This is a genomic window from Frondihabitans sp. Leaf304 (assembly GCF_001423105.1).
Taxonomy (GTDB): Bacteria; Actinomycetota; Actinomycetes; order Actinomycetales; family Microbacteriaceae; genus Frondihabitans.
In genome coordinates, this window is record NZ_LMNV01000003.1 from 168,270 (window position 1) to 188,529 (window position 20,260).

The 20,260-nt window shown below is 67.8% G+C and carries 18 protein-coding genes; 7 read left to right on the forward strand and 11 right to left on the reverse strand.

The features are described from left to right. Positions 1-8: 8 nt before the first annotated feature. Positions 9-1,670: a sensor histidine kinase gene (locus ASF54_RS11115; protein ID WP_055962788.1), complete on the reverse strand. Its 1,662-nt coding sequence runs from the start codon at positions 1,668-1,670 to the stop codon at positions 9-11. Between the two features lie 193 nt (positions 1,671-1,863). On the opposite strand from ASF54_RS11115, the gene ASF54_RS11120 reads away from it, so the two are divergent. Continuing rightward, on the forward strand, positions 1,864-2,349 hold the full coding sequence (locus tag ASF54_RS11120; RefSeq protein ID WP_055962791.1) for a Dps family protein: 486 nt from the start codon (positions 1,864-1,866) through the stop codon (positions 2,347-2,349). Here the strand turns inward: ASF54_RS11120 and ASF54_RS11125 are convergent. The 6 genes from ASF54_RS11125 to ASF54_RS11150 all read right to left on the reverse strand — a co-directional run bounded on the left by ASF54_RS11125 (position 2,339) and on the right by ASF54_RS11150 (position 8,269). Then, complete coding sequence (locus ASF54_RS11125; protein WP_084816207.1) at positions 2,339-3,556, reverse strand: acyltransferase family protein; 1,218 nt, start codon at positions 3,554-3,556, stop codon at positions 2,339-2,341. The genes ASF54_RS11120 and ASF54_RS11125 overlap by 11 nt on opposite strands. A gap of 86 nt (positions 3,557-3,642) precedes the next feature. Beyond that, the gene (locus ASF54_RS11130) at positions 3,643-5,133 is read right to left on the reverse strand and encodes an amidohydrolase (protein ID WP_055962797.1); all 1,491 of its coding nucleotides are present in this window, start codon (positions 5,131-5,133) and stop codon (positions 3,643-3,645) included. Then, complete coding sequence (locus ASF54_RS11135) at positions 5,130-5,744, reverse strand: FMN-binding negative transcriptional regulator (protein WP_055962799.1); 615 nt, start codon at positions 5,742-5,744, stop codon at positions 5,130-5,132. Before ASF54_RS11135 ends, ASF54_RS11130 begins: the two co-directional genes overlap by 4 nt. A gap of 48 nt (positions 5,745-5,792) precedes the next feature. Continuing rightward, on the reverse strand, positions 5,793-6,818 hold the full coding sequence (locus tag ASF54_RS11140; RefSeq protein ID WP_055962802.1) for an Fpg/Nei family DNA glycosylase: 1,026 nt from the start codon (positions 6,816-6,818) through the stop codon (positions 5,793-5,795). 89 nt (positions 6,819-6,907) lie between these two features. Then, positions 6,908-7,393 (reverse strand): ribose-5-phosphate isomerase, encoded by a 486-nt coding sequence (locus ASF54_RS11145; RefSeq protein WP_055963934.1) that lies wholly within the window; start codon positions 7,391-7,393, stop codon positions 6,908-6,910. 252 nt (positions 7,394-7,645) lie between these two features. Continuing rightward, positions 7,646-8,269: a mycothiol-dependent nitroreductase Rv2466c family protein gene (locus ASF54_RS11150; RefSeq protein WP_055962805.1), complete on the reverse strand. Its 624-nt coding sequence runs from the start codon at positions 8,267-8,269 to the stop codon at positions 7,646-7,648. 39 nt (positions 8,270-8,308) lie between these two features. Here ASF54_RS11150 and ASF54_RS11155 point away from each other — a divergent pair, with 39 nt between their 5' ends. Together ASF54_RS11155 and ASF54_RS11160 are read left to right on the forward strand one after the other, a co-directional pair. Continuing rightward, on the forward strand, positions 8,309-9,796 hold the full coding sequence (locus ASF54_RS11155; RefSeq protein ID WP_055962808.1) for a purine-cytosine permease family protein: 1,488 nt from the start codon (positions 8,309-8,311) through the stop codon (positions 9,794-9,796). Continuing rightward, positions 9,793-10,353, forward strand: coding sequence for a cysteine hydrolase family protein (locus tag ASF54_RS11160; RefSeq protein ID WP_200919616.1), 561 nt, complete (start codon positions 9,793-9,795; stop codon positions 10,351-10,353). The genes ASF54_RS11155 and ASF54_RS11160 overlap by 4 nt, the downstream gene beginning before the upstream one ends. 130 nt (positions 10,354-10,483) lie before the next feature. Here the strand turns inward: ASF54_RS11160 and ASF54_RS11165 are convergent, their stop codons facing one another. Beyond that, positions 10,484-11,746, reverse strand: coding sequence for an MFS transporter (locus ASF54_RS11165; RefSeq protein ID WP_162237126.1), 1,263 nt, complete (start codon positions 11,744-11,746; stop codon positions 10,484-10,486). Between the two features lie 95 nt (positions 11,747-11,841). On the opposite strand from ASF54_RS11165, the gene pepN reads away from it, so the two are divergent. From pepN to ASF54_RS11180, 3 genes are all read left to right on the forward strand, one after another. After that, positions 11,842-14,394, forward strand: a complete 2,553-nt coding sequence (pepN, locus tag ASF54_RS11170) for an aminopeptidase N (protein WP_055963940.1) — start codon at positions 11,842-11,844, stop codon at positions 14,392-14,394. Between the two features lie 359 nt (positions 14,395-14,753). Beyond that, the gene (locus ASF54_RS11175) at positions 14,754-15,815 is read left to right on the forward strand and encodes a mechanosensitive ion channel family protein (protein ID WP_084816208.1); all 1,062 of its coding nucleotides are present in this window, start codon (positions 14,754-14,756) and stop codon (positions 15,813-15,815) included. After that, a complete protein-coding gene (locus ASF54_RS11180) occupies positions 15,812-16,297 on the forward strand; it encodes a globin (RefSeq protein WP_084816209.1) in 486 nt (161 codons plus the stop codon). The genes ASF54_RS11175 and ASF54_RS11180 overlap by 4 nt, the downstream gene beginning before the upstream one ends. Positions 16,298-16,402: 105 nt before the next feature. Here ASF54_RS11180 and ASF54_RS11185 read toward each other — a convergent pair whose 3' ends face one another. Continuing rightward, entirely contained in the window at positions 16,403-17,080 is a 678-nt protein-coding gene (locus tag ASF54_RS11185) for a hypothetical protein (protein ID WP_055962813.1), read from the reverse strand. Positions 17,081-17,101: 21 nt separating this feature from the next. On the opposite strand from ASF54_RS11185, the gene ASF54_RS11190 reads away from it, so the two are divergent. After that, entirely contained in the window at positions 17,102-17,989 is an 888-nt protein-coding gene (locus ASF54_RS11190) for an acyl-CoA thioesterase (RefSeq protein ID WP_199726194.1), read from the forward strand. Positions 17,990-18,076: 87 nt separating this feature from the next. Here ASF54_RS11190 and ASF54_RS11195 read toward each other — a convergent pair whose 3' ends face one another. Beyond that, complete coding sequence (locus ASF54_RS11195; RefSeq protein WP_055962816.1) at positions 18,077-18,550, reverse strand: acyl-CoA thioesterase; 474 nt, start codon at positions 18,548-18,550, stop codon at positions 18,077-18,079. A gap of 1 nt (position 18,551) precedes the next feature. Next, entirely contained in the window at positions 18,552-20,234 is a 1,683-nt protein-coding gene (ettA, locus tag ASF54_RS11200; protein WP_055962820.1) for an energy-dependent translational throttle protein EttA, read from the reverse strand. Positions 20,235-20,260 lie beyond the last annotated feature (26 nt).

Sequence of the window (20,260 nt, forward strand, 5' to 3'; positions counted from 1 at the left end):
CCCCCAGCCTACGAGTCGCGCTCGGCAGGCCTGGACAGCCGAACCGAAGGATCCGACGGCTCGTCACCGACCCTCGGCAGCTCCTCGGTGGGGTACGGCCGCGTGTGCGCCTGGTCGGGCGGTGTCTCGCCGAAAAGGTGGTCCAGTTCGGCCGTGGCATCTGGGTCGGCGGCAGGCTGGTCGGGATCGACGGCAGGCCGGTCGAGATCGACGCGAGGCTGGTCGGGGTCGGCGGCAGGCCGGTCGGGGCCGACGGCAGGCCGGTCGGGATCGACGGCAGGCGCGTCGGCCTCGGCCTCGGGCACTGCCGGCGCCATCGGGATCCTGACGCTCGCGTGTGTGGGTCCGCCCTCGGGGCTCCGAAGCTCGAGACGACCGCCGAGCCCGACGAGGCGCTCTTCGATGCCGGCGAGCCCGTGACCCGGCCGGACCGTCGCACCGCCGGCACCGTCGTCCGTCACGATCACGCGGAGCTCGGTCGCCCCGGCGTGGGTCGGCGCTGACAGGATCAGCTCGGCCCGGTCGGCCCGCGAGTGCTTGCCGATATTGGCGAGCAGCTCGGCCGCGATGAAGTACGCGTTGCGCTCGATCTCGACCGGGATCTCGATGCCGTCGGGCAGCTCGTCGGTGAAGCGGGTCGGCACCGTCGATCGGTCGACGACTGCGTCGAGAGCGGCAGCGAGCCCGCGGTCGAGTAGCAGCGGTGGAGCGAAACCACGGGAGAGGGCACGGAGCTCCTCGAGGGCCTCGCGAGCCTGGGCGCTCGCATCGTCGATCAGGAGCCGAGCCCGAGTGCCGTCGGTGTCGACGACGCGGGAGGCGGCGGAAAGATCCATCTGCAGCCGGATGAGGCGCTGCTGTGGCCCGTCGTGGATGTCGCGTTCGAGCCTCCGCAGGGCTGTGCCCTCGGCCGAGACGGCCGCGCTCCGCGAGACCTCGAGGCCCGCGACCTCGGCCTTGAGCTGCTCGGACCGGAAGCCGCCGAGCATCCAGGTGGCGACGGCGCCCTGGACAAGCACCATGCCGCGGGTGACGAACGGGAGGAGGGCGAGGGCTCCGAGCGCCACGACAAATGCGACGACGGCCGCCGCGGGCGCGTGATCGATGAGCGCAGAGCTCACCCAGCCGCCGTTGATTCCGGAGAAGCCCCCCTCTCCGGACACGACGAGGACGATGCTTCCTCCGACGATCCCACCGGCGACCGTCAGCAGCATCCCCACCGTCACTGCGACGACGAGGGCACCCAGCCAGGGGAACACGATCGTCGTGAACGCGAAGTACAGCCAGTAGTGCGGATCGGCGGCCACCTCGACGAGGCGCTTGAACCGCCCGGTCAAGGTCAGCGTTCGCCAGGCGACCGGTCGAGGAGCCGGGTGGCGCGCCCACGACAGCCGAACGAGCTCGATGGCCCCGAACAGGCGACCGAAGTACAGGCCCGCGAGCAGGAGCACGAAGAACGCCACGAAGGCGAAGAGGGCGTTGCCGGTGCCGACCAGGATCTGGCCGACGATGCCGTAGGCCGCGAATGCCACGACGACCAGCACCCCTGTCAGCGCGAGATAGCCGATGTCTCGGGGGAAGGCCGCCCACAGCCGCCAGTACAGGGCGCGCGGCGGTGGTTCGGCAGCGGGGGCGGTGGTGGGTGGCATCGGGCTCGTCTCGGTGATCATGACTCCAGCGTGGCGCGATCCGGAGGCTCCCCCAATGGTGCCAGCGACCGAGCCTCTCGGGGGTTTACCCCCGATCCCGGCAAGGCAAGCCTCACTAAGCCGAGCCTCTGCTTGCTTGTCGGAATTTCGCGCGACCTCTAGCGTTGGGGAAACCGAGAGGCCCCAAGGCCTTCACCCGCAGAGGAGACACTCCATGTCCGAAGTCACCACCGTCACGCAGAGCTCCGTCGACCCCGACGTCGCAGCCGCCACCGCCCAGTTCCTCACCCCCATCGTCACGAACCTGACCGCCCTTGCCGTCAACGGCAAGCAGGCGCACTGGCACGTTCGCGGCATCAGCTTCATCGCCGTGCACGAACTGCTCGACGTGGTCGTCGGCCACGCTCAGGAGTACGCCGACCTCGCCGCGGAGCGCATCGTCGCCCTCGGCCTCCCCGTCGACGGCCGCCTCGAGACCGTCGCCGCCACCACGACCAACCCGCCGCTCAAGGCCGGCTTCCAGCAGATCGACGCCACGATCGCCGGAATCGTCGCCCAGATCGACTCGGCCCGCGTCTCGGTGCAGACCGCCATCGACGAGCTCGGCGAGATCGACGCCTCCTCGCAAGACGTCGCCATCGAGATCGCCCGCGGCCTCGACAAAGACCGCTGGTTCCTCTCGGCGCACGTCAGCCAGTAGTCTCCGGCACTCTGCCGCGAAGCCGTCGCTCCTCCGGGAGCGGCGGCTTCGTTGCGTCCGGGCTCGAGACCGGGTTGCGCGCACGCAGGCGCATGGCCGGACGTTCGACCGCGAGGTAGGTCGCCGTCGCCAGAGCCAGGGTGATGCCGCCGACGCATGCCACGGCCACGACGTACGACGCCCAAGCGCCCTCGCCGAACCGGGGAGCCCAGCGGTCGAAGCCCCGCACCACCGGCATGTGCCAGAGGTAGACGCTGTACGAGATCAGGCCGAGGCCCCGGAGCACCGGGAGCTCAAGAGCGCGGCCCACCCAACCAGGGCGGCCCGAGGCCGTCGGAACGACCGAGACGAGAAGCAGAGCGGCGAGGCAGAGCGGCGCGAGCAGGTCGGCGACGTCGGACCAGGGGCGGGTGAGGCAGACGACGGCCGCGGCGACGGCGACGAGAGAAGCGGCGAACCGCAGGATCCTGCGCCCCGCCCCCGACAGTGCCCCACGTCGCACCGCGACGAACACGAGAGTCGCCACCATGCCGAGGGCGAAGAGCTGAGCGTGAAGCAGCAGGCTGCGACTCGCGACGGACTCCCAGTCGTGCGACCAGCCGTGCGGGTTCGTGCGGTCCTGCCAGATGAGACCGGCGGCCCCCACCAGTGCCAGGACTACGACCGGGATGCAGGCTCGCGCCCATCCACCGAGGCCGCGCCCCACCCGAGAGGCCAGCGCGACCAGCACGGGCAGGCAGGCGTAGAAGGTGAGCTCGACCGTGAGGGTCCACGCCACTTCGAGACCCGTGCGGATCGTGTGCGGCGAGAAGGTCTGGAGGAGGGTCAGATCGGCGACGAAGGTGCCGGGATCGACATGCCCCGTCCGCCCACGACCGAGGAACGACAGCCCGAAGGCGAAGTTCGTCACGGCGACGACCACGACGTATGCGGGCCACAGACGCAGCACCCGGTTCGTCGCATAGCGCCTCGTACTCGGCAGTCCGCGACCGTCGATCAGGCGGTCGGCAAACCCGAGGAAGAGCAGGAATCCCGAGAGGATGAAGAAGAGGTTGAGGCCCTGATGGAGGGCGAAGAACAACTCCGGTGACCGATGGCGGACACCCGGCGACAGGATGTTCGACACGTGATAGCCGAGCACGGAGAGCGCGGCGACTCCTCGCAGCCCGTCCAACCCCGACAGATGCGCGCGTGATTGCTTCCCCATAGCAACCACACTGGCAGTACCGGGGAGGTCAAAATACCTCCCTGAGGACGAAAGAGGGGTCGTCCGGGTGAACAATCCCGCTGGGCTCAGAGCGCGGAGTGTGTGAATCGGCCACCGAGGAGGGTCGCCGCGACTGGCATACCCCGGAGGTCGTCCGTCGCCAATGGGTCGGCGTCGAGCAGAACGAGGTCGGCGAGGCTGCCCTGAGTGACGGAGTCACGGCCGTCGGTGGAGGCGGCAAGGGCCACGGCCACCGGCAGACTCTGCTCAGGATGCCAGGGCTCCCGGCCGTCGCGGCTTCTCGTGACCGCAGCGTCGAGCGCGATCCAGGGGTCGAGCGGCGCGACCGGTGCATCGGAGCCGAGACGAAGAGCCACACCGACCGCTGCCAACGACTCCAGGGCGAACGCCCGGCCCGTCCGTCCGGCCCAGTAGACCTCGGCGATGTCGCGGTCGTCCATGGCGTGCTCCGGTTGCACGCTCGCGATGACGCCGAGCCGCGCGAACCGCGCCACGTCGACCGCCCGGAGCAGCTGCGCGTGCTCGATCGATCCCCCGCAGCCGACGAGTTCGAACGCATCGAGCGCAAGCGAGTTGGCATGGTCGCCGATGGCATGCACCGCCGGCACGAGACCGGCGTTCGACGCGCGACGCATCAGCTCGGTGAGCTCGTCGAACGAGAACGACGGCAGACCGACTCCCCCGCCCTGCGCGTACGGGTCGTGGCAGTAAGCGGTGCGGGTGTTGAGCGACCCGTCCGTGATGATCTTCGCCGGGCCCATCGTGACGAGCCCGGCCCCGCCCGGAACGGCGTCGCCCGTGCGGAGGCCGCGGGCGATGACTTCGTCGAGGTCGCCCGGGTACACGCCGGTGCGAACGCGGAGGGCGTCGGATCCTTCGGTCACTCGCTTAGCCCACGCGTCGATCGACAGGGTCATCTCGAGGTCGACGATGCCGACCACGCCCCGAGCTGCCGCGGCACGCGACGCCTCGTCGACCCAGTCGTCCATGCGCGAGCTGTCGATCGCGGTGATGACGCCGGATGCGTCGAACGCGGCCTGTTCGCGCAGCAGCCCCGTCGCGTGAGTCGCCTGGCCGACCAGCGCGAGACCTTTGCTGTTGAGCCAGACGGCGTGCAGATCGGCGCTGACCAGGGCGACCGGAAACTCGCCCGCTGTGTCAAGCAGCTCGGCCGTCGGGGTGTCCGACCACAGCGCGTCACGGAACCCGTAGCCGACCAGGAGGTCGCGGTCGTCGGGGCGGTCTTCAAGGATCCGATCGCGCACCAGATCGACCGTCTCACGAGCCGACCCCGCCGACGTGACATCGAGGCGTTGGCGCACGAGAGCCCACTGCTCCATGTGCACGTGGTTGTCCCAGAGGCCCGGCGCGAGGAACCTTCCGCCGCACTCCACCGTCTCGACGGATCCCGGCGTGATGTCGGGTGCGAGAGCAGAAACGACGCCGCCCTCGACGAGGACGTCGACGGGAGCGTGATCGCGGCCGACGACGCGGACGTCGCGGAGGAGGAGGTCGGGACCTGTCGCTGCGGGCTGGCGCTGCTGACTCGCGGTCACTCGCGGACCCGCTTCATCTCGGCGGCTAGCTCCGGGCTGGCGTACTCGGCGCCGTTCTCGAGAGCGTCGATGATGCGATCGACGACGGCTGGATCCTTGTTCTGACTGAGCTTTGCTCTGGCGTCGAAGCGAGTGACCCTCAGGCGGATGCCGACCGTGCCCTTGGCGACCCGGCGGGAGCCGTCGGCGTCGAGCTCGAGCGACACGGGCTCGGGCATGCGGGCCTCGAAATGGTCGACGAGCTCGCCCAGAACGCGGAAGTTCTCGTCGTCGGACAGGATCTCGGGAGTGCCGTAGAGGTGCGCGGTGACGTGGTTCCAGGTGGGAATGATCTGGTCGCTCGGGTACCACCCGGGCGAGATGTAGCCGTGGGGGCCCTGCACGATGACGAGGAGTTCGTGCTGCCCCAGCTCATGCAGCTTCTCGTCGGGGCGCCCCACGTGACTGACGATGCTGATCTCGTCGCCCGCGGTCTCTTCGAGCACGATCGGGTAGTGGGAGGCGACGAGGCCAGCCGCCGTCGAAGACACGATCGTCGCCCACGGATTCTCTCGGATGAGGCGCTTGACCTCGTCGACGTCTTCGAGAAGGAAGTGGGGTGTGTGCCGCATGGGGTAATTCTGGCAGAGGGCGGCTTCGGCCTCAGGGGTGCTCGGGCTTCAGGCTTGGCAGACCGGGCACCAGTACAGCTTTCGGCCGGCCGCCTCCTCCATCACGATGTGGGTGCCGCACACGCGACAGGGCAGCCCCTCGCGGTGGTACACCCAGTGTCGATCGGCCCGGCTGCGCAGGGCCTTTGCGTACGCCTGCTTGGAGAGGCCGCTCATGGTCATCATCTGACCGAGCTCGACACCGGATTTGAGGAGTTTGGTCCAGTCTTTCCAAATCGCTCGCAAGGTGTCTTCGGAGACCTGGTTGCCGGGCGTGTGCGGGTTGAGACGGGCGCGGAAGAGGAGCTCGGCGCGGTAGATGTTGCCGATGCCGCTGACGATGGATTGATCCATCAACTGCAGACCGATCGGCGTGCGCTTCTTGTGGGCCGTCGCGACGAACCGATCGCCGCCCTTTTTAGGAGAATCGACGAGCGGGTCGGGCCCGAGCTTGGCGATCTGCGCGTCGACCTGCTCGGCATCGAGCACGTCGCACTTCGTCGGACCCCGCAGATCGGCAACTGCCGTGTCGCTCAGAAGTCGCACTCGCACTTGACCGATGGGCTCGGGCGGGAAGCTCTCGACGTCGTCTTCCTGCTTCTCTTGCTCGGCCATGCGCACCCGCCGCTTTCGAGGTGCGCCGATGCTGCTCATCGAGTGTTCGCCGTCGTCGTCGGCCACCGGCTCGGGGGCGTCGTCCGCCTTGGGGGTCGCAGCCTCGTTGGGGGTCGCAGACTCGGCTTTGCGAGTGGCCGTGCGGCGGACTCGCGACTCGGCCATGGCGGCCCCGGTGGCGATCTCTCCCGCGAAATCCCACGCACCGTAGAGACCGAGATGAACGTGGAGGTACAGGCCGTTGTCGAACTCGAGGAACATCTGCTTGCCGACAGCCTTGGCGTCGACCATCGTCGCCCCGTCGAGCCGCTTCGCGCCGGAGGCGAAGCGCCCCTGCGGACTCGACGTCTGGATGCGGTGGCCGACGAAGCTCTGCTCGAACTGGTTGGCGATGCGGTGGACGGAATGACCTTCAGGCATTGATCCAGGCTAGACGCGACCCCTGACAACGGGGCCGAAACGGTCGCCGATGGTCAGGCCGTGGTGCCGCGCGATCCGTGCCGAGCTGGTCAGTCGACCGGGTGGCCCTTGATGGCACCGGTCGTCTCGTATTCGGCGAGCTGCGCGATGCGACGCTCGTGGCGCTCTTCGAACGAGAAGGGCGTCTTGATGAACTCGTCGATGAGTCGGATCGCCTCGTCTTCGGTGTGCTGACGGGCACCGATGGCGACCACGTTGGCGTCGTTGTGCTGACGAGCCAGCTGGGCGGTGGCCGTGTTCCAGGCCAGCGCCGCACGCACACCCTCGACTTTGTTGGCGGCGATCTGCTCGCCGTTACCCGAGCCGCCGAAGACCACTCCGAGGCTCTCCAGCCCTTCGCTCTGATCGCGGACCACGGCTCGCGCCGCGGCAATGCAGAACGACGGGTAGTCGTCGAGCGGCTCGTACGACTTCGGTCCGTGATCGGTGACCTCGTGGCCCTGGCCTTCGAGGTGCGAGATGAGGGTCTGGGCGAATTCGAGGCCGGCGTGATCGGTTCCCACGTGGATGCGCATGGCCTTCATTCTATTTCCGGTTCGGGTGTGTCTCTGCGCCGACCGGGGCGCGCTGGGTGACGCGGTCGGTGTTGGCCGGTGTTGTGGGTGGTGGGCGGCTGTTATCGGTAGTGGGCGGGTGTTCTCAGCAGTCGACTTCGAGTGGGCGGGTGTTTTCAGCAGTGGGCGGGTGCTGCAGCACCCGCCCACACCCCACAACACCCGCCGACTACCCCGGCGCGACGCCTCGAGCCCGACGCAGCCCGGCGCGGGCTACGAGAAGTCGGGGCCTCGGGTGCGGCTGCGCTTGAGCTCGAAGAACCCGTCGTACGACGCCGCAGCGACGACTCCGTCCCACAGGGTGAGAGCGATCTCGCCCTTGGGCGCCGGGCTGATGACAGGCCCGAAGAACGCGGTGCCGTTGACAGCGATGACCGGGGTGCCGACGTCTTGGCCGACCCGGCCGATTCCGTCGTCGTGGCTGGCGCGCATGGCTGTGTCGTACTCGTCGGTGTCGGCGTACTTGGCGAGGTCTGCCGGCAGTCCGGCCTCGGCTAGCGACTCCGCGATGACGGCGTCCTGGTCGTCTTTGCGTCCGTCGAGGTGAATGCGGGTGCCGAGCGCGTCGTAGAGCGGCTTCACGACGCCCTGCCCGTGCAGCTCGGTCGCTGCGGTCACGACACGCGTGTAGCGGATGAGCATCGAAAGGACGGCCGGGTCGAAGCCGTCGTTGTCTTCGTTCAGGAGCCCCAGGCTCATGACGTGGAACTGCACCTCGAGGTTGCGGTGCGCGGCGACCTCGTCGACCCACCGACTCGTCATCCAGGCCCACGGACACGAGGGATCGAACCAGAAATCAACGGCGGTGACGGAGGTGGAAGCTACTGTGTCGGTCATGGGTTGAGCCTAGAACCCAAGCCCGAGAGAAGAGCGCCCATGTCGACGTCCGTGTCATCCAGCCCCGGCCCCACGCCCGCCGACTCCGCACCCCGCGGGGTCGAGGTGAACGGCGTCAACGTCATCGACGAGTCGGAGCGCAAGGGCACGCCGCGGCAGCTGTTCTGGCCGTGGTTCGCGTCGAATGTGTCGATCTTCGCCATCCCGTACGGCGTCTACATCTTCGGGTTCGGTGTCTCCTTCTGGCAGGCCGTGATCCTCGGCGTCGTCGGCATCGTCTTCTCGTTCCTGCTCTGCGGTTTCATCTCGGTGGCAGGCAAGCGAGGCAACGCTCCGACGCTCACGCTGAGTCGAGCAGCGTTCGGTGTCAGGGGCAACCGTGTGCCGTCAATACTCTCGTGGATCCTGACAGTCGGTTGGGAGACCGCCCTCACTTCGACAGCCGCCCTGGCCGTCGCCACCGTGTTCGAAGAGCTCGGATGGAACGGCGGGATCGTCACCAAGGTGGTCGCGCTCATCGTGGTCGCGGGTCTCGTCGTTCTCGGTGGAGTGCTCGGGTTCGACTTCATCATTCGCCTGCAGAAGTGGATCACGATCATCACAGGCGTCCTCACGGTCGTCTACATCGTCCTCTCGGCGCATCAGATCGATTTCTCGACCGTCTCGGCTCTCCCGGCTGGCAATGCAGCAGCCTTCATCGGCGCCCTCGTCCTGGTCATGACCGGATTCGGTCTCGGCTGGGTCAACGCGGCGGCCGACTACTCCCGCTACCTGCCCCGACGTTCGTCGAGTCGCGGGGTCGTGGGCTGGACGACATTAGGCGCTTCCGCCGCCCCGATCGTTCTGGTCGTATTCGGCTTGCTTCTCGCCGGAAGCTCGGCAGAACTCAGTGCGGCGGTCGGGCCCGACCCGATCGGCGCTCTGGCGTCGATTCTGCCGATCTGGTTCCTCATACCGTTCGCCCTCGTGGCCGTGCTCGGCCTTGTCGGCGGAGCCGTCCTCGACATCTACTCGTCTGGGTTGGCGCTTCTCAATGCCGGTCTGAAGATCCCCCGTTATCTCGCCGCCGGAGTCGACGGTGTCCTGATGATCGCTGGATCCATCTATGTCGTCTTCTTCGCCAACGACTTCATCGGGCCCTTCCAGGGCTTCCTCATCACACTCGGCGTTCCGATTGCAGCCTGGGCGGGGATCTTCCTCGCCGATGTTCAGTTGCGAAAGGCCGACTACTCCGTCTCAGAACTCTTCACGGCAAAGGGCCGTTACGGCTCCGTCCAGTGGGTCACAGTCGGCCTTCTCGTTCTGGGCACCGCCATCGGCTGGGGGCTCGTGACAAACGCAGCCGCGAGCTGGCTCGGGTGGCAGGGCTACTTGCTGGGCGACGGAGCATTCCTCAAGCAATGGGGCGGTGCCAACCTCGGCGTCCTGGCCGCACTCCTCGTCGGCTACCTGGGAACGCTGCTCTTCATGCGCCCGGTAGTCCGGCAGCAAGAGGGCCTCCTCCAGCTCGATCGAGACATCGTATGAGCCTGACGTTCGCCACCCCGCCGTGGCTGATGGCGATCGATATGCAGCGGGTCTTCGGCGACCCGGGCAGCGACTGGTTCACGCCCGACTTCGGGCTGGCCAGCGTGCGCATCCAGCAGCTCCGGCCCGCCTTCAGCACTCGCGTGGCCCTCACGCGCTTCGTGGCACCGGCCGAACCCACCGGAGCCTGGATTCCGTACTACGAGGAGTGGCCGTTCGCGCTCGTGCCCGACACGGATCCCCTCTACGAGTTGATGCCCGAGTTCCCGGTCGGAGACGCCGTCGTGGTCACCCGCCCGACGTTCGGCAAATGGAGCGATGAGACCGCCAAGGCGCTCGGCGGTGCCACCGATCTCGTGCTCGCCGGGGTCTCGACCGACTGCTGCGTGCTCTCGACGGCCCTCGCCGCGGCCGATGCCGGGGTTCGGGTGCGCGTCGTGGCCGATGCCTGCGCAGGGCTCAGCGAACTCGACCACCAGCGAGCCCTCGACGTGATGGCGCTCTACGCGCCACTCATCGAGATCACGACGACCGACGAGGTGCTCGCAGCGCTCTGAGCGGCGCCGACCCTTGCCGACGGGGTGACCGCCCGAATTCGAAGGAAATCCTTGTCGGTGAGGCCGTCGGATCCTTGATTTTGTGGTGGCTGGCTCACGATTCTCCTTCGAATTCGGCAACGGGAGCGGGTCAGGCAGTGACGCGCGCAGGCAGACGGTGCACACGAGCCAGCCCAGGAGCGGCCACGGCCAGGCACACAAGGGCACCGATTCCGCCGGCGAGAAAGGCCACACCGGGAGCAGAGCCGTCGATCAAGGCCCCGCACCCCGCGACGGCGAGCGCCGCACCCGTGTTCACCGCCGTGTCGATCCAGCTCGACGCCTCGGTGCGCACGTCGGCGTCGGTCAACTCGTCGGCGAGCAGGTAGCCGGTGACGAACGCCGGCGCGAGGAAGAACCCGACCACGACAAGCCCCACGGCCAGCCCGAGAAGGCCGGGTACGAAGACGAGCAGGGCGCACGAGACGCCCATCCCCAGGCCGATGCCGAGGAGGCGACGACCGGGTGGCGACGACCAGGTGCGGTGCCCGTAGACGAGGCCGCCCACGGCCGAGGCGGCAGAGAAGACAGCGAGAAGGATCCCGGGGCCGAGAATCGACGCCGACCCCTCGCCCGCGGCCGGTGCGGCGACCTCGACCGCGCCGAGCGCGAGCCCGACACCCAGCAGCCCCAGCACGACCGAGACGAACCCCGGTTGCGCGAGCGGACGCGACGACCGTTTGGCCGGCACGGTGGCGGCGACCCGGGCGCGGGAGGCCGCGCCGCTCGTCATGAACAAGGTGCCGACGAGCGACAGGGCGGCGGTCATGTACAGCGCGGCCGGAGGCGACCAAACGGCGATGACGACCGCCACGACAAGCGGACCGGTCGTGAACAGGGTCTCCTGCGAGATCGCGTCAAGAGCGTAGGCCCGGGCTCGAAGCACCGGAGAGTCAGTCAGCTGCGCCCAGAGCACGCGCATGGCGGCTCCCAGCGGTGGAGCGAAGACGCCAGCGAGACCGGCAAGAGCGATCAGGATCCAAAGCGGCCGACTTCCCGACGACGCCAGAGTCGCCAGCACGGCCAGGCTCGCCGCGTGACCGATCGCGAGAGGGGCGAGAACTCGCCGCTGACCCCACCGGTCGACCAGGCGCGCGCGAATGGGCGAAGCCACGACGTTGGCCACTCCGAACACCCCGGAGGCCGCCCCGGCCGCGCCGTACGACCCGGTGGCCGCCTCCACGGTGAGCAGCAGGGAGAGGGCGACCGTGGCGAACGCGAGCCGCCCGATCAAGGCCGGGAGAAAAACGCGGAGGGCGTGCGGGAGTCGGAGGACCGCGAGGTAGCCACTCGACGGGGCCGGGCTGGATCCTGGGGTCTTTTCGTCACCCGGGGGCGCCTGTGGAGAACTCACACCCCCAATTCTCGCCCACCAGTAGTGTGGTCGAGGGCCACGAGCCCACCACCTCACTCACCACCGACGGAGCACCCGATGCTCGTGGAGAAAACATGCCTGGAGAGAACCTCACCCGTGTCGAAGCGCAGGAGCGTAAGAGCATCGTCGACGTGCAGTCGTACGCGATCTCGCTCGACCTCACCCGCGGCGAGGAGGTCTTCGGCTCGACGACGACCGTGAAGTTCACGGCCACCGAGGGCGCTTCGACCTTCATCGACGCGTTCACCCGCACCGTGCACTCGGTCACTCTCAACGGGCAGGCGCTCGACGTCGCGTCGATCAACGACGGCGTGCGCATCCAGCTCGACGGCCTCGCCGCCTCCAACGAGCTCACCGTCGTTTCCGACGCCGAGTACACCAACTCGGGCGAGGGCCTGCACCGCTTCGTCGACCCGGTCGATTCCGAGGTCTACCTCTACTCGCAGTTCGAAGTGCCCGACAGCCGGCGCGTCTTCGCCGTGTTCGAGCAGCCCGACCTCAAGGCGACCTTCCAGTTCACCGTCACCGGTCCCGCGCGCTGGCAGATGGTCTCCAACTCGATCACGCCCGAGCCCGTCGTCGACGGCACGGATCCCGCTACGGCGACGGCCACGTGGTCGTTCGAGCCGACCGCTGTCATGTCGAGCTACATCACCGCGATCGTCGCCGGCCCCTACGACGTCGTCCGCTCGTCGCTCACCTCGTCCGACGGCCGCGAGATCCCCCTCGGCATCTTCACCCGCAAGTCGCTGTCCGAGTTCATGGACGCCGACTACATCTTCGAGAAGACCCGCCAGGGCTTCGCCTACTACGAGGAGAAGTTCGACTTCCCCTACCCGTTCGACAAGTACGACCAGCTCTTCGTGCCCGAGTTCAACGCGGGCGCCATGGAGAACGCGGGCGCGGTCACCTTCACCGAGACCTACGTGTTCCGCAGCAAGGTCACTGACGCCATCAAAGAGCGTCGGGTCGTCACGATCCTGCACGAGCTCGCCCACATGTGGTTCGGCGACCTCGTCACGATGAAGTGGTGGAACGACCTTTGGCTGAACGAGTCGTTCGCCGAGTGGGCCTCCACCATCTCGACCGCCGAAGCCACCGAGTGGACGGAGGCCTGGACGACCTTCCAGGCGATGGAAAAGAGCTGGGCCTACCGCCAAGACCAGCTGCCCTCGACCCACCCGGTCGTCGCGACGATCAACGACCTCGAAGACGTCCAGGTCAACTTCGACGGCATCACCTACGCCAAGGGCGGCTCGGTGCTCAAGCAGCTCGTCGCCTGGGTCGGTATCGACGCGTTCTATGCGGGTGTCGCCGCGTACTTCAAGAAGCACCACCACTCCAACACCGAGCTGAGCGACCTCCTCACCGAACTCGAGGTCACGAGCGGGCGCGAGCTGACCAGCTGGTCGAAGCTCTGGCTCGAGACGGCCGGCGTCAACACGCTCCGCCCCGAGATCGAGGTCGACGCCGAGGGCGCCATCACCTCGTTCGCCGTGCTGCAGACCGCTGCCGCTGACTACCCGACGATCCGGCCTCACCGCCTCGCGATCGGCCTGTACTCGCTCGACGGCGACTCGCTTGTGCGCACCGACCGTGTCGAGATCGACGTCGACGGCGAACGCACCGACGTGCCCGAGCTGGTCGGCCTCAAGCGAGGCGACCTGGTGCTGATCAACGACGACGACCTCGCCTACGCGAAGATCCGTCTCGACGACGTCTCCCGCGCCACGGCGATCGAGCACCTAGCGAAGATCCACAACCCGTTGGCTCGCGCGCTCGTCTGGGGTTCGATGTGGGATGCCACCCGCGACGCCGAGAGCGCCGCTCGCGACTACGTGAAGCTGGTACTCGCCAACATCGCGACCGAGACCGAGTCGACGACCATCCGCACCACGCTGTCGCAGCTCACGCAGGCCGCCCGCAGCTACGTCGACCCCGCCACCCGTGCGGCGACGATCACCGAGGTCGGCGACGCCCTGTGGGCGCTTGCGCAGGCCGCCGAGGCCGGTTCCGACGCGCAGTTCCAGTTCGTGAAATTCTTTGCGAACATCGCGTCGACCGATGCCCACGGTGATGCCCTCCAGGGCCTCTCCGACGGATCGATCGCTCTCGAGGGTCTTGAGATCGACACCGACCTGCGCTGGGAGATCCTCGAGGGCCTCGTGCTCGTGGGCAGGGCCGGCACCGCCGAGATCGATGCGGCACTTGCCGACGACAACACGGCAAACGGCGCTCAGGCGGCGGCACGGGCTCGAGCAACGATCCCCACGAGCGAGGGCAAGCTCGCTGCATTCGCGTCGATCGTCGACTCCGACGAGCAGCCGAATGCGATCGTGCGGGCCACGACGATGGGCTTCCAGCACACGAACGACCCGTCGATCCTCGAGCCGGTCGTCGCGAAGTACTTCGACTCGCTTACGACGATCTGGGAGACGCGCAGCTACCACATCGCCGACACCCTCGTCTCGGGCCTCTACCCGGCCGGGCTCGCCGACTCCGCCCTCGTCGACGCTTCCCAGGCGTGGCTCGCGGCCAACCCGGAGACACCGGCCCTGCGACGCATCGTGACGGAAAACGTGGCCGGCACGGAGCGCGCTCTGCGGGTCCAGGCCGCCGACAAGTAGCGGCTGCGACCGGCAGCCTGGCCGGCTGGTGGGCTAGCCGGCTGGCGAGCTGCATCCCGACGCCGAGCGGCGGCACCCTTCACGGGTGCCGCCGCTTCGCTGTGTGCGGGCCGGATCGTGCGTTTCGCGGGCATTGTGCCGCGAGATGGCCTGATCTACGGCGAAACCGCCGCGATCGCGGAGATCAGGCCATCTCGCGGGTCGCCGGCGGCTCGCGAGCCCCAGGCACCTCGCGAGGCCCGGGTCGGGCGTTGAGATCGCAGTTGAGGTCGCCAGGGCCCGACCACTACTGCGATCTCGGCGCCGCAGGCCCGGGTCGCTCAGCAGACCCTTGAACTCTTCCTCGTAGCATTGGCCGAATGGTCACTCAACTCCTCGCAGCCGCTGCGACCAAGACGAGCGCCGCCGACGACATCGCGACCGGGGCCAGCGCCTTCTGGGACGCCTGGGGCACGCCGATCGCGGTCGCCGGCGTCATCGTCGGTGCGGTCGTGCTCCGCATCATCGTCCACTTCGTCATCCGTCGTGTGGTCGACCAGATCGTCACGGGCGTCAAGAAGAAGCAGAACGTCGACGACACTCAGGCGCTCAACTCTCCCCTGCGCGCGGTGCGGGTGGTCCAGCGCACTCGCACTCTCGGCAGCGTCCTCAACAACGTCGCGACGGTCGTCATCGCGGTGATCGCCATAGCGACGATCCTCGCCACGTTGAATGTCGCCACGGTCGGGCTCGTCAGTGCGGCGAGCGTGATCGCGGCCGGCCTCGCTTTCGGCGCGCAGAACATCGTCAAAGACATTTTGAGCGGGCTGTTCATGGTCGTCGAAGATCAGCTCGGAGTCGGCGACATCGTCGACGTCCAGCTGGCGACCGGCGTCGTCGAGGCGGTGGGCATCCGCGTGACTCAGGTGCGCGACGTCAACGGCACCCTGTGGTTCGTCCGCAACGGCGAGATCCTGCGCGTCGGCAACATGTCGCAGGGCTGGGCCCGGGCCATCATCGATATCGCAGTTCCGTACGAGAACGACATCGACGAGGTCGAATCGATCGTGCTCACGACGTCGGCGGCGGTCGCCGCGCAGCCCCGCTGGAAGACGCGCATGCTCGAGAAGCCCGAGATCTGGGGCCTGCAGTCGATCTCGGAGTCGCACCTCGTCATCCGTCTCGCCGTTCGAACCCGGTCGGCCGACAAAGACGCGGTCGCGCGCGAGCTGCGCCTCCGCATCGTCCGCGCCCTCGACGCGAAGGGCATCCACCTCCCCTCGCTGCAGAGCGTCGTTCTGTCGGGCTTCGAGGAGGCCACCAACATCCGGGGGGCTCGCCCGATCGAGACGCAGCCGACACCCGTGCAGGGGCGGAACAAGGCGCCGCGGGCGCCACGTCGGGGCAGGAACGCCCCGCCCTCGGGAGACAATGAGGCATGACCGAAACGCACCCTGTCTCTTCTGGTGAGCCGGTGGATCCTCAGCGCTCTCTGCCTCTGGGCCAACCCGTCACGCTTCGGTCCGGCAGGGGCGACGACGATGCCCAGGGCAACTTCTGGGTGAAGGTCGGCGGTCGCCCGACGTTCGAGAAGCTCGTGCGACGCTTCTACGAGGGCGTGCAGACCGATCCGATCATCTGGCCCATGTACCCGGCCGACGACCTTGAGGGCGCCATTCAGCGGCTGACGGGGTTTCTCGAGCAGTACTGGGGTGGCCCGACGACGTACAGCGACGAACGCGGACACCCGAGGCTCCGCATGCGGCACAACCCGTTCACGATCACTCCCGCGGCACGGGACCGCTGGCTCGTGCACATGCGCGATGCGGTCGACTCGCTCGACCTCGCGCCCCTCGACGACGCGATGCTATGGGGCTACCTCGATCGAGCCGCGCACGCAATGGTCAACTCGTTCGCCGAATGACTCACACGCGACCGAGCTGCGCGTAGCTGCCTTCGCGGAGGTCGTTGACGAGGCTCGGGCGCGATGGCGACGGGCCGTGTTCGTCTCGACCCGAGGATCCGACGGCTAGAGCAACGAGGAACGTCGCTTCACGAGCACGTGCCCGCGGCTGGTGGAGAGGCGCGTCCAGGCACCCACCGTGAAGACCCGGGTCGGCTCCTCACCGGAAAGGAACCCGAGCGTCAGCGCCGCAAAGGCCGCACCGGCCGGAACCCCGTCGGTGCCGTCGATCGGGCGCGTCCAGACGCCCGAGCGGACCTTATGCACGATCTGCTCGCCCGTTCCCGTCGGGATGACTCGGGCGACCTCGTCGATTCCCGCCTTGGCCGTGGCCTCGAGGACGGCCGCGTCGACTGCGGCCGCCGCCTGCCAGCCACCTCGCGGCGGGGAGATGGCGGCCCAGGAGGCCGCGATCACGACAGGTGGCAGCGCGACGACGACTGCGGCGGTGGGGTCGACGACCTCGTTCTGAAGCCGCACCAGTCGCTCCTGGACGGAGCGGATCGGCACCACGGCGTCGAAGGTCGCTTCGCTTCCTTCGGCCAGGGCATAGGTTCGCAAACCCAAGACCGTCGGGCTCGTGTCGAGGAGACCGGCCGGGCTGAGAACGCCGACGTAGGCGGCGAGCACCCCGCCCGCTCCAATGAGGCGCACGGCACCGTCGTCGACCGCGGCAGCCCGCGCGAGGAAGGTGTGCAAGTCGTCGAGCGAGAGCGAGTCGGGGAGCGTGAATGCGGTAGTCATGAGCGATCTAAACTACCGCTGATGAACTCCGACCCGTCGCACCCCGCGGCCGCCACCGACCCCCTGGCCGACCTTCTCCATGCTCTCGAGCTCACACCGTCGGGCACCGACACCTTCGAGGGCTCGAGCCAGTGGATGCCCAACGGGCGTGTGTTCGGTGGGCAGGTGCTCGCGCAGTCGCTCATGGCGGCCGCGCAGACCGTCGATGGCGAGCGCGTGCCGCATTCCCTGCACGCCTACTTCCTGCGCGCCGGCAAGGTCGAGTTCCCCGTGTCGTTCCAGGTCGACCGGAGCCACGACGGCCGTTCCTTCGCCTCTCGCCGGACCGAGGCCTCGCAGAACGGCGTGCCGATCATGACGACGATGTCGTCGTTCCAGACGATCGACGGAGGAATCGACCACCAGGTCGAGGCGCCGACCGGGTTGCCGGATCCTGAATCTCTTCCGACGCTCGCCGAGGGGCTCGAGGGCATCGACGATCCGTCGGCGAGGTTCTGGGCTCACGGCCGGCCGTTCGACATCCGGCACGTGCCGTCGCCGATCTTCCTCCGGGTCGAGGGGGCGCACGTCGCGCACCAGGCACTGTGGATGAAGACGGTGGGGCGGCTCCCCGACGACGACCTCGTTCACCGCGCTGCGCTCGCCTACGCCAGCGACCTCGGCATCCTGGAGCCGATCCTGCGGCGACACGGCGTTCCACTGTCGGCACCCGGTATCAAGATCGCCAGCCTCGACCACGCCATGTGGTGGCACCGGGCCGGGCGTGCCGACGAGTGGCTGCTCTACGCCATGGAGTCACCGAGCGCACAGAGCGGCCGTGGGCTGTCGACCGGGCGCTTCTACGATCGCAGTGGGCGCCTGCTCGCGTCGGTCGCTCAGGAGGGTATGACCAGGGTTCCTGGCGCGTAGCTCGGCGGTGTGAGTCAGCGAGACCTCAAAAACGACCACCGATCAGCGCGATCGGCGGTCGTTTCTGAGGTCTCGACAAATGACGCGTCAGCGACGCCGGAACGTCAGCGGTTCATCGACGAACGGCGACCAGGCGGTTCGCTCGGCGTCGTTGATCCGGCGCGGGCGCTGCGTCGAGGCATCGACCAAGACCAGCGTCGAAGCGGCACGGGTGTGCAGTACGCGTGGCTCGACGCCGACCGGCGAGAAGACCTCGTAGAAGATCTCGAGGCTGGCACCGCCCATGTGGCCGATCCAGAGCTGGATGTCGAGGGGCAGACGCGTGTACGCGATCGGCGCGAGGTACTCGACCTCTTGCCGGGCGATGAGCGACCACGTGTCGGTTCCCGGGCTCGAGTCGAGGATGGCCGTCGCGGTCGAGTCGCCCGACTCTTCACCGGCCGACCAGAACGCCTGGATTCTGGCCTCTTCGAGGAGGTGCAGCATCTCGGCGTTGTTCACATGACCGTAGGCGTCGAGGTCGCCCCACCGCAGCACGGTGGGAACGTGAAGCCTCGCCACGTCAGTCTCTCGTCAGCTTGCGGTACGTGACCCGGCTCGGCTTGGCGGCGTCGGCGCCGAGGCGCTCGATCTTGTTCTCTTCGTAGGCCTCGAAGTTGCCCTCGAACCAGTACCAGTTGGCCGGGTTGTCGGGGGTGCCCTCGTACGAGAGGATGTGCGTCGCGATGCGGTCGAGGAACCACCGGTCGTGAGTGATGACCACAGCACAGCCGGGGAACTCGAGCAGTGCGTTCTCGAGGCTGCCCAGCGTCTCGACGTCGAGGTCGTTTGTGGGCTCGTCGAGCAGCAGAAGGTTTCCGCCCTGCTTGAGGGTGAGCGCGAGGTTCAGACGGTTGCGCTCACCACCGGAGAGCACGCCGGCCTTCTTCTGCTGGTCGGGGCCCTTGAAGCCGAACTGCGACACGTAGGCACGCGACGGGATCTCGGTCTTGCCGACCTGGATGTAGTCGAGGCCCTCGGAGACGACCTCCCACAGGTTTTTGTTGGGGTCGATGCCGCCGCGGTTCTGGTCGACGTACGAGATGTCGACCGTCTCGCCGACCTTCAGGTCTCCGCCGTCGAGCGGCTCAAGCCCCGTGATGGTCTTGAAGAGCGTGGTCTTGCCGACGCCGTTCGGGCCAATCACGCCGACGATTCCGTTGCGGGGAAGGGTGAAGGAGAGGTTGTCGATCAGGACCCGCCCGTCGAAGCCCTTTTCGAGACCCTTGGCATCGATCACCTGCTGCCCCAGACGCGGACCGACCGGGATGATGATCTCTTCGAAGTCGAGCTTCTTCGTGCGCTCGGCCTCGGTTGCCATCTCTTCGTAGCGAGCGAGGCGGGCCTTCGACTTGGCCTGGCGGCCCTTCGAGTTGCTTCGTACCCACTCGAGCTCGGACGAGAGGCGCTTGGCAAGCTTCGCGTCTTTCTTGCCCTGAATGTTGAGGCGCTCGCCCTTCTTCTCGAGGTAGGTCGAGTAGTTGCCCTCGTACGGGTAGAGCCGGCCGCGGTCGACCTCGGCGATCCACTCGGCGACGTGGTCGAGGAAGTACCGGTCGTGTGTCACGGCGAGGACGGCGCCGTGATACTGGCTCAGGTGCTGCTCGAGCCACAGGACGCTCTCGGCGTCGAGGTGGTTAGTGGGCTCGTCAAGAAGCAGGAGATCGGGCTTCTGCAGCAGCAGCTTGCAGAGCGCGACGCGGCGCTTCTCACCACCGGAGAGATTGGCGATCTGGGCGTCGCCCGGGGGCGTCCGCAGGGCATCCATGGCCTGCTCGAGTTGGGAGTCGAGATCCCAGGCGTCGGCTGCGTCGATCTCTTCTTGAAGACCGCCCATCTCTTCGAGAAGGGAATCGAAGTCGGCATCGGGCTCGGCCATCGCGGCCGAGATCTCGTTGAAGCGGTCGATCTTGCCCTTGATCGGCCCCACGCCCTCCTGGACGTTCTCGAGGACGGTCTTGGACTCGTCGAGCTCGGGCTCCTGCATGAGGATGCCGACCGTGTAGCCCGGGCTCAGCTTCGCCTCGCCGTTCGAGGGAGTGTCGAGGCCGGCCATGATCTTGAGGATCGTCGACTTACCGGCACCGTTCGGGCCGACGACGCCGATCTTGGCTCCGGGGATGAACGACATGGTCACGTCGTCGAGGATCAGCTTGTCGCCGACCGTCTTTCGCGCACGGACCATCGAGTAAATGTATTCGGCCATGGGGTCCAGTCTATTTGGGGAATGGG

What these genes read in the sequence shown, in the direction of transcription:
- ettA (WP_055962820.1), bottom strand. Translation starts at nt 20,234, where the DNA reads ATGGCCGAATACATTTACTCGATGGTCCGTGCGCGAAAGACGGTCGGC.
- ASF54_RS11125 (WP_084816207.1), bottom strand. Translation starts at nt 3,556, where the DNA reads ATGGGGAAGCAATCACGCGCGCATCTGTCGGGGTTGGACGGGCTGCGA.
- ASF54_RS11135 (WP_055962799.1), bottom strand. Translation starts at nt 5,744, where the DNA reads ATGCGGCACACACCCCACTTCCTTCTCGAAGACGTCGACGAGGTCAAG.
- ASF54_RS11175 (WP_084816208.1), top strand. Translation starts at nt 14,754, where the DNA reads ATGGTCACTCAACTCCTCGCAGCCGCTGCGACCAAGACGAGCGCCGCC.
- ASF54_RS11160 (WP_200919616.1), top strand. Translation starts at nt 9,793, where the DNA reads ATGAGCCTGACGTTCGCCACCCCGCCGTGGCTGATGGCGATCGATATG.
- ASF54_RS11185 (WP_055962813.1), bottom strand. Translation starts at nt 17,080, where the DNA reads ATGACTACCGCATTCACGCTCCCCGACTCGCTCTCGCTCGACGACTTG.
- ASF54_RS11120 (WP_055962791.1), top strand. Translation starts at nt 1,864, where the DNA reads ATGTCCGAAGTCACCACCGTCACGCAGAGCTCCGTCGACCCCGACGTC.
- ASF54_RS11115 (WP_055962788.1), bottom strand. Translation starts at nt 1,670, where the DNA reads ATGATCACCGAGACGAGCCCGATGCCACCCACCACCGCCCCCGCTGCC.
- ASF54_RS11180 (WP_084816209.1), top strand. Translation starts at nt 15,812, where the DNA reads ATGACCGAAACGCACCCTGTCTCTTCTGGTGAGCCGGTGGATCCTCAG.
- ASF54_RS11150 (WP_055962805.1), bottom strand. Translation starts at nt 8,269, where the DNA reads ATGACCGACACAGTAGCTTCCACCTCCGTCACCGCCGTTGATTTCTGG.
- ASF54_RS11155 (WP_055962808.1), top strand. Translation starts at nt 8,309, where the DNA reads ATGTCGACGTCCGTGTCATCCAGCCCCGGCCCCACGCCCGCCGACTCC.
- ASF54_RS11190 (WP_199726194.1), top strand. Translation starts at nt 17,102, where the DNA reads ATGAACTCCGACCCGTCGCACCCCGCGGCCGCCACCGACCCCCTGGCC.
- ASF54_RS11145 (WP_055963934.1), bottom strand. Translation starts at nt 7,393, where the DNA reads ATGCGCATCCACGTGGGAACCGATCACGCCGGCCTCGAATTCGCCCAG.
- ASF54_RS11140 (WP_055962802.1), bottom strand. Translation starts at nt 6,818, where the DNA reads ATGCCTGAAGGTCATTCCGTCCACCGCATCGCCAACCAGTTCGAGCAG.
- pepN (WP_055963940.1), top strand. Translation starts at nt 11,842, where the DNA reads ATGCCTGGAGAGAACCTCACCCGTGTCGAAGCGCAGGAGCGTAAGAGC.